Genomic DNA, 7,130 nt, shown 5'->3' with positions numbered 1-7,130 from the left:
ATCTACACGCGTAAGATCGTCGGCAGCGTCAGATGTGTATAAGAGACAGGTAGTGGGTCAGGCATGATAATCGGCGTATGCGTATCCGATTTACCAAAATGCAAGGCGCGGGCAATGATTTCATTGTGCTCGACGAAACACAAGGCTTGCTTGGGCTGACTGTTGCCGATTACCGTTTCTTGGCCGACCGACATTTCGGTATTGGTGCCGATCAAATACTGAGCGTGCGGGCCGCACCTACACCGGATGTGGATTTTGAGTACGTGATACACAACGCTGACGGCGGCGAGGTTGAACAATGTGGCAACGGCTCACGCTGTTTTGTGCGCTTTGTGCGTGAACAAGGTCTAACACCAAAACACACAGTGCGGGTCAAAGTGCACGGTGGCATCATCACATTGAACGAATTGCCTGATGGGCAAGTTCAGGTGGATATGGGTGAGCCTGTACTGGACTTGCCGCGTATTCCTTTCAATCCCGTTCACGCAATGCCGGTGAATGAACAAAACTTGTTATGGCGATTGACGCTGGGCCAACAGCACGCTGATGTGGCCGTTGTCTCCATGGGCAATCCGCACGCGGTCATGACCGTGCCTGATGTCGAACAGGCGCCAGTCTCTCATCAAGGCCCATTGATTGAACACCATCTTGCGTTTCCCAACCGTGTGAATGCCGGTTTTATGCAAGTGGTGTCGCGCTCGCACATCAAGTTGCGTGTGTTCGAGCGCGGCGCGGGTGAAACCTTGGCTTGTGGCACCGGGGCTTGTGCGGCTGTGGTGGCAGGCATTCGTCAAGGCTTACTTGACAGTGAAGTGTCAGTGCAAACACATGGCGGCAATTTGACGATTGAATGGCAGGGCGCGGGGCATGCGGTTTACATGACCGGTCCTGCAACCACCGTATTTCATGGCGAGATGGAGATTAACCAATGAACAACCCGATCAACCCGATCACCGAAGACGACATCGCCAATTTTTTGGTGAATACACCTGACTTTTTTGATCGCCATGCGCAATTGCTCTCCACAGTGCGTATCGTCAATCCACACGGGCAGCGTGCCGTCAGTCTTCAGGAGCGCCAAGCTGACATGCTGCGCGAAAAAATCCGTGCACTGGAACAACGCATGATGGAGATGATTCGCAATGGCAGCGACAACGCGGTGCTGGCCGATCGTTTACATCGCTGGGCGCAAAGTTTGTTGATTCTTCAACAACCGGCCGATTTGCCCCAAGCCATCGTCACTGAAATTCAGCATCACTTCATGGTGCCGCAGGTGGCTTTGCGTGTCTGGAAAGTCGCTGACAAATTTCAGAAAAAAGCTTTTGCACAAAACATCAGTGAAGATGTGAAAAGCTTTACGCAAGGTTTGAGCGCACCTTATTGCGGCGCCAACAACGATTTTGAAGCCGTGCAATGGCTGGCACATCCTCACGAAGCGCAGTCGGTGGCATTGCTTCCCTTGCGTAACAACGCCACACCTTGGACCGATGCTGCAGACAACGCAAGCACAGGCGACTGTATGGGTTTGCTGGTGTTGGCTTCTCCTGACCCGCAGCGGTTTCACCCGTCCATGGGCACCGATGTATTGAGCCGCATTGCTGAGCTGGCCGCCGCAGCGCTCACGCGTTTGCAATGAACGGTTCACGCACAGCCAATGTCTGAAGACGCTGAACTTGTGCAACGCTATCTGGCGCATGCGCAGTTTGAAAAGCGCCTGGCCGCACGCACCGTGGCTTTGTATACCGGCGATTTGCAACGCTTACAAACCTTGGCCAACAAAGACAAAGTGGCGTTAACTGAGGTGCAAGCCCACCACATGCGGCGTTGGATGGCGCACATGCACAGCAGTGGTCGCACACCGCGCGGCATTGCATTGATCACTTCAGGTTGGCGCGGTTTTTATGCCTGGCTCGGGCGCGAAGGTCTGGTCAGCAGCAATCCACTCGCCGGCATGCGCGCTCCCAAAGCGGCCAAGCATTTGCCCAAGGCATTGAATGTGGATGATGCGGTGCAACTGGCCTCGCACCATAACGAAGAGCAAGACCCGTGGTTGCAGGCGCGTGATATCGCGATGGTGGAGTTGCTCTACAGCAGCGGTTTGCGCGTCGCCGAACTCACCGGTCTGGATGTGCAGGCCAGCAGCACGGCACGCGGTTGGATAGACACCGACAGTGCTGAAGCCCATGTGCTGGGCAAAGGTGAAAAACGACGCAACGTGCCGGTGGGTAGCCAAGCCCTTGCAGCTGTGCAATATTGGATCAGTGTGCGTGCCCAGCAGTTGCCCGACCACGCCAAGTCTCAGACCGCTTTGTTTGTCGGCATACGCGGCACCCGTTTGACTTCGCAGGCCATCTGGCAGCGCTTGCGTGCAAGGGGTTTGCAAGCCGGTATCAGCACTCCCGTGCATCCGCACATGTTGCGGCATTCATTCGCCAGCCACGTGTTGCAGTCCAGCGGCGATTTACGGGCCGTGCAGGAAATGCTGGGTCACGCCAACATCAGCACGACTCAGATTTACACCCGACTCGATTACCAGCACCTGGCCAAAGCCTATGACGCGGCGCACCCGCGAGCACGACGAAAAACCCCATGAAAACCATACAACTCAAAGCTGGCAAAGAACGTTCTGCTTTGCGCTATCACCCCTGGGTGTTTGACAGCGCTATTGCCAAAGGCGGCGGCGACCCTGGCGAAACCGTGCGGGTTGAATCACAAACCGGTCAGTTTTTAGGCTGGGCCGCATTCAGCCCGACCTCGCGCATACGTGCCCGCATCTGGAGTTTTCAAAGCGAGGAAAGAATAGACGCAGCCTTCTTTGAAAAACAAGTGGCGGCGGCTGTCGCCATGCGCGCGCGTTTGCAAGTGCCGAGCAATGGCGTGCGACTGATTCACGGCGAAGCAGATGGATTGCCAGGCCTGATTGTGGACAGCTATGACGACACGCTGGTGGCGCAATTTTTATCAGCTGGTACGGAGCGATTCAAAGCCGAGATTGTCAAAGCGCTGGTGTTGCACACTGGTGCCAAACGTGTGTTTGAGCGCTCCGATTCGGGTGTGCGTGCGTTGGAAGGTTTGGGCCCCGTCACTGGTTGGCTGTATCGCGCCGACGGTAGCAACGACGACACGCAAATCGTGATTCAAGAGCACCAGTGGTCGCTGGCGCTGGATATCGTTGAAGGACATAAAACAGGTTTTTATTTGGATCAGCGCGACAGCCGTTTGAAGTTTGCCGAGTACGCACAACGTTTGAATCTGCGTCAAGTATTGAACTGCTATTGCTATACCGGTGGCTTCAGTGTGGCGGCTTTGAGCGGCATGCGGCAAAGCGGTGCATTGAGCGATGGTGCGCAAGTCACGTCGATTGATTCATCCGCTCCAGCGATTGCCAAAGCGCAAGCCAATGTGAGCCGCAACGGCTTTGATGCTGAACGTCAGGTGTTCATGGATGCGGATGTCAACGCCAGTTTGCGCAGTTTGCACAAAGAGGGCAAGCAGTTTGATGGCATCGTGCTCGATCCGCCCAAGTTTGCACCCAGTGCTGCCCATGCAGACCGCGCGGCGCGTGCATACAAAGACATCAACCGCTGGGCTTTCAAACTGCTGGCGCCAGGTGGTGTATTGTTTACATACAGTTGTTCGGGCGGAATTCCCCCAGAACTTTTTCACAAAATCGTCGCATCTGCAGGGACTGATGCAGGTGTAGACGCTTACATTCTGGAGCGTGTCCAGGCCGCACCCGACCACCCGATGACGGTGAATTTCCCGGAAGGCGAATATTTAAAAGGCCTAATTCTGATGAAGAAGTAAGCCACTGTCTTGAATCATGGCTACACTGCCCCCACTTTTGAGGTTTGTTTTGATGAAGGTTGATGTCTCATGTTGATCCCCGCTACTGTATTGACCGGTTTTTTAGGCGCCGGCAAAACCACTTTGCTCAAACGCGTGCTCAGCGAAGACCATGGCCACAAAATTGCCATCATTGAAAACGAATTTGGCGAAGAAAACATAGACAACGATATTTTGGTGTCTGACACCAAAGAACATATTGTGCAAATGAGCAACGGCTGTGTGTGTTGCACCATACGCGAAGACTTGCGCACGACCTTGCAGGAGCTGGCCGAGAAAAAACGCAAAGGTGAACTCGACTTTGACCGCGTCGTCATCGAGACCACCGGTTTGGCCGATCCCGGACCTGTGGCCCAAACATTTTTCATGGACGATGAGATCGCCGAGAGCTTTTTGCTTGACTCGGTGTTGACCTTGGTGGACGCCAAACATGCCGCACAAACCCTGAATGACCGCCAAGAAGCGCGTCGTCAAATCGGCTTTGCGGATCAAATTTTCATCAGCAAAAGCGAGTTGGTTTCCAAAGATGAACTTGAGGCTTTACAGCACCGTCTCAAGCATATGAACCCGCGCGCGCCTCAGCATATCGTGCATTTCGGCGAGATCGGCATTGACAAGGTGTTTGATTTGCGTGGCTTCAACCTGAACACCACGCTGGAAATTGATCCAGACTTTTTGAATGAAGGCCACGACCACCATCACCATGACGGCGAGCATTGCGACCATCCCTCGCATGCACACGACCACCATAGCGACCATGACCATGTGTCGGGTCAAGGCCATGGTCACCACCATCACCACGACGATGACGTGAAAAGCTTTGTGTTCAAAGCCGAGCGTGCGTTGGACCCGGCCAAGTTGGAAGATTTTTTGGGCGCGATTGTCAACATTTACGGGCCACGCATGCTGCGATACAAAGGCGTGTTGCACATGAAAGGCACCGAGCGCAAAGTGATTTTCCAGGGCGTTCACCAACTCATGGGCAGCGATTTAGGCCAGCCTTGGGAGAAAAATGAGAAGCGAATGAGCAAAATGGTATTCATTGGTATCGATTTACCCAGAGATATTTTCATGCAAGGATTAGAACAATGTGTAAGCTGAGTACAATCCGCGCGCCAATGGTTAGCAAGTGATAACGCCTTATTGCAAGAAGAAGTTGGTCAATATGTAAAAAATAACAGCAGTCGGGAAGTTTTCTTTGAATTTCCCGGGCCCGGCTGACAGGAGATGAGCAGTGAAATCTACCCCACACAAAGCCAGTGCCAAGGCCAAGTTGAAAACAACCGCTAAAGTGCCAGCAAAAAAACCAATCGCCAAAAAAGCCGCGCCTGCGCCCAAGAAAGCCGTTGCTAAAAAACCTGTGGCTGCCAAAAAAGCAGTGACAACAAAACCCGTCGCAAAGACAGCCGCAAAGAAAACGGCGCCCGTGAAAAAGGTTGTTGCCAAAAAAGCCGTTCCAGCTAAAAAAGCATTGCCAGCCCAAAAAGCCCCGCTGAAAAAACCGGCGCCAGCCAAAAAACTGGCGCCAGCCAAAAAACCGGTGCCAGCCAAAAATTCAACCAAGAGCGGTGCCGCGAAAAAAACAGTGACGCCGCCATCAAAAACCCCCAAAGTTGTACTTGTCAAAAAAGCAGTCGCCAAAACTACAACAGCCGTTCGACAAGGCAAAGTGTCTAAGACCCCGGTCAAGACACCACTTTCCGCCAAGAAACCCACCACTGCAAAAACTGCTACCCCATCCGTGACCCGTGCGACCAAACCAACCCCTGGCAAATCTGCCGCCTCTCCCGCTAAAGTGACCGCTGCCAAAGTGTCAACTGCGCCCACCCCTGTTGCCGCTGAAGTGGCGAAAAAATCACCACGTGCCGCCAAAGCCATGGCCATGATGCCGCCGCCTCCTGGGCAAAGCGTGGCATCGACCACGGCCAAATCCAGCTACGGTCCTATGTCCACGCCAGCTTTGCCTGCAGTGGTTCCTGTGGTTCCCGTCAAAGATCCCAAGCTAGCCCATAATTGGAAAACCAAATCAGCCGAAACCATCACTGATGTTGAAGTGATTGCCATGCCTGATGACGAGTACATGAACAGTTTGCAATTGGCTTTCTTTCGGCACAAACTGGTGCAACTCAAAACTGACATTCTGGTCAACGCAGGTGAAACCACCGAGCATTTGCGTGAAGATACAGTCATCGTGCCTGATCCCGCAGACCGCGCCACCATCGAGGAAGAACATGCTCTCGAATTGCGCACTCGCGACCGTGAGCGCAAGTTGTTGAAGAAAATCGAACAGTCCATCTCCCGTATCGACAGCGGCGACTACGGGTATTGCGATGAAACCGGAGAACCTATCGGGGTCGGTCGTTTGATTGCACGGCCCACGGCTACCTTGTCACTCGAAGCGCAGCAACGTCGCGAACTCAAGCAAAAAATGTTTGGCGATTAATTTCAGTCCTTGTGCCTTATCTCCCACATGCAGACCCCCACCGGTCTGCATTTTTTTTGCTTAAAAAGCTGATAAAACACTTTTAAATAAAACTCTAAGTGCTTATTGTGTATCGATTTTTTTAAAAGTATTCATATTTGATTTAAGCTCTAAGTCGTTGATTTTATTTATAAAACCGTAATTTTGATTGGTATTTCAATAAATCTCTGTTAAAGTGCAAACAAGTGGTAATAAGTGGAAAAATGTGAATTTCATCGCATTTTTGAACTTGTTTTGTCTTGAAGGGATGTATTGCTGTGTTTCAAGGTGCGTCGTCGCTGAGTCTGGATGTCAAAGGCCGTTTGTCGGTGCCCACAAGGCACCGTGATGTGCTGAGCGCGACTGCCGCCGGACAACTGACCATCACCCGACATCCGCACGGTTGTTTGATGCTGTTTCCCCGCAGCGAATGGGAAAAGTTCCGTGAGCGTGTGGCCGCATTGCCCATGACCGCACATTGGTGGAAACGTATTTTTCTGGGCAATGCCATGGATGTAGACATGGACGCTACGGGTCGAGTGTTGATTTCCCCTGAACTGCGAGCCGCTACACACATCACCAAGGAAACGATTTTGTTAGGAATGGGCAGCCACTTTGAACTGTGGGACAAGTCCACTTATGACGCTCAGGAAGCCCAGGCCATGCAAGGCGATATGCCAGATGTGCTGCGGGATTTTTCGATTTAACGTGGAATGGCAACAACTGAATGGGCACACACCACCGTCATGTTGAAGGAGGCGGTCGAGGCGCTGGACGTCCAGGCCGAAGCCACTTATGTCGACACAACCTTTGGCCGAGGCGG

Annotated in this window: 8 protein-coding genes; all 8 read left to right on the top strand. The window is 52.8% G+C overall.

Annotated elements, in window-relative coordinates; all coding sequences use genetic code 11:
• The first annotated feature begins 77 nt into the window (after positions 1-77).
• Positions 78-932 carry a diaminopimelate epimerase gene (gene dapF, locus AC9UG7_RS00710; protein WP_509583097.1) on the top strand — a complete coding sequence of 285 codons (855 nt, stop codon included), beginning with the start codon at positions 78-80 and terminating at the stop codon, positions 930-932.
• Positions 929-1,636 carry a DUF484 family protein gene (locus tag AC9UG7_RS00705; protein ID WP_509583095.1) on the top strand — a complete coding sequence of 236 codons (708 nt, stop codon included), beginning with the start codon at positions 929-931 and terminating at the stop codon, positions 1,634-1,636. Before dapF ends, AC9UG7_RS00705 begins: the two co-directional genes overlap by 4 nt.
• 18 nt (positions 1,637-1,654) lie before the next feature.
• Positions 1,655-2,593: a tyrosine recombinase XerC gene (locus AC9UG7_RS00700; RefSeq protein ID WP_509583093.1), complete on the top strand. Its 939-nt coding sequence runs from the start codon at positions 1,655-1,657 to the stop codon at positions 2,591-2,593.
• Complete coding sequence (locus tag AC9UG7_RS00695) at positions 2,590-3,807, top strand: class I SAM-dependent rRNA methyltransferase (protein WP_509583091.1); 1,218 nt, start codon at positions 2,590-2,592, stop codon at positions 3,805-3,807. Before AC9UG7_RS00700 ends, AC9UG7_RS00695 begins: the two co-directional genes overlap by 4 nt.
• A 69-nt stretch (positions 3,808-3,876) precedes the next feature.
• Positions 3,877-4,947 carry a CobW family GTP-binding protein gene (locus AC9UG7_RS00690; protein WP_509583089.1) on the top strand — a complete coding sequence of 357 codons (1,071 nt, stop codon included), beginning with the start codon at positions 3,877-3,879 and terminating at the stop codon, positions 4,945-4,947.
• 568 nt (positions 4,948-5,515) lie between these two features.
• Positions 5,516-6,289, top strand: coding sequence for an RNA polymerase-binding protein DksA (gene dksA / locus AC9UG7_RS00685; protein ID WP_509583102.1), 774 nt, complete (start codon positions 5,516-5,518; stop codon positions 6,287-6,289).
• A gap of 296 nt (positions 6,290-6,585) precedes the next feature.
• On the top strand, positions 6,586-7,014 hold the full coding sequence (gene mraZ, locus AC9UG7_RS00680) for a division/cell wall cluster transcriptional repressor MraZ (RefSeq protein ID WP_509583101.1): 429 nt from the start codon (positions 6,586-6,588) through the stop codon (positions 7,012-7,014).
• 6 nt (positions 7,015-7,020) lie between these two features.
• Positions 7,021-7,130: 16S rRNA (cytosine(1402)-N(4))-methyltransferase (gene mraW / locus AC9UG7_RS00675; RefSeq protein WP_509583099.1), on the top strand; the 110-nt coding region annotated here is incomplete at its 3' end.

The sequence above is a fragment of the Limnohabitans sp. genome, from assembly GCF_046052765.1.
Lineage (GTDB): Bacteria > Pseudomonadota > Gammaproteobacteria > Burkholderiales > Burkholderiaceae_C > Limnohabitans.
This window is presented reverse-complemented; position numbering and strand designations above follow the sequence as displayed.

What these genes read in the sequence shown, in the direction of transcription:
- AC9UG7_RS00690 (WP_509583089.1), top strand. Translation starts at nt 3,877, where the DNA reads ATGTTGATCCCCGCTACTGTATTGACCGGTTTTTTAGGCGCCGGCAAA.
- AC9UG7_RS00695 (WP_509583091.1), top strand. Translation starts at nt 2,590, where the DNA reads ATGAAAACCATACAACTCAAAGCTGGCAAAGAACGTTCTGCTTTGCGC.
- AC9UG7_RS00700 (WP_509583093.1), top strand. Translation starts at nt 1,655, where the DNA reads ATGTCTGAAGACGCTGAACTTGTGCAACGCTATCTGGCGCATGCGCAG.
- dapF (WP_509583097.1), top strand. Translation starts at nt 78, where the DNA reads ATGCGTATCCGATTTACCAAAATGCAAGGCGCGGGCAATGATTTCATT.
- AC9UG7_RS00705 (WP_509583095.1), top strand. Translation starts at nt 929, where the DNA reads ATGAACAACCCGATCAACCCGATCACCGAAGACGACATCGCCAATTTT.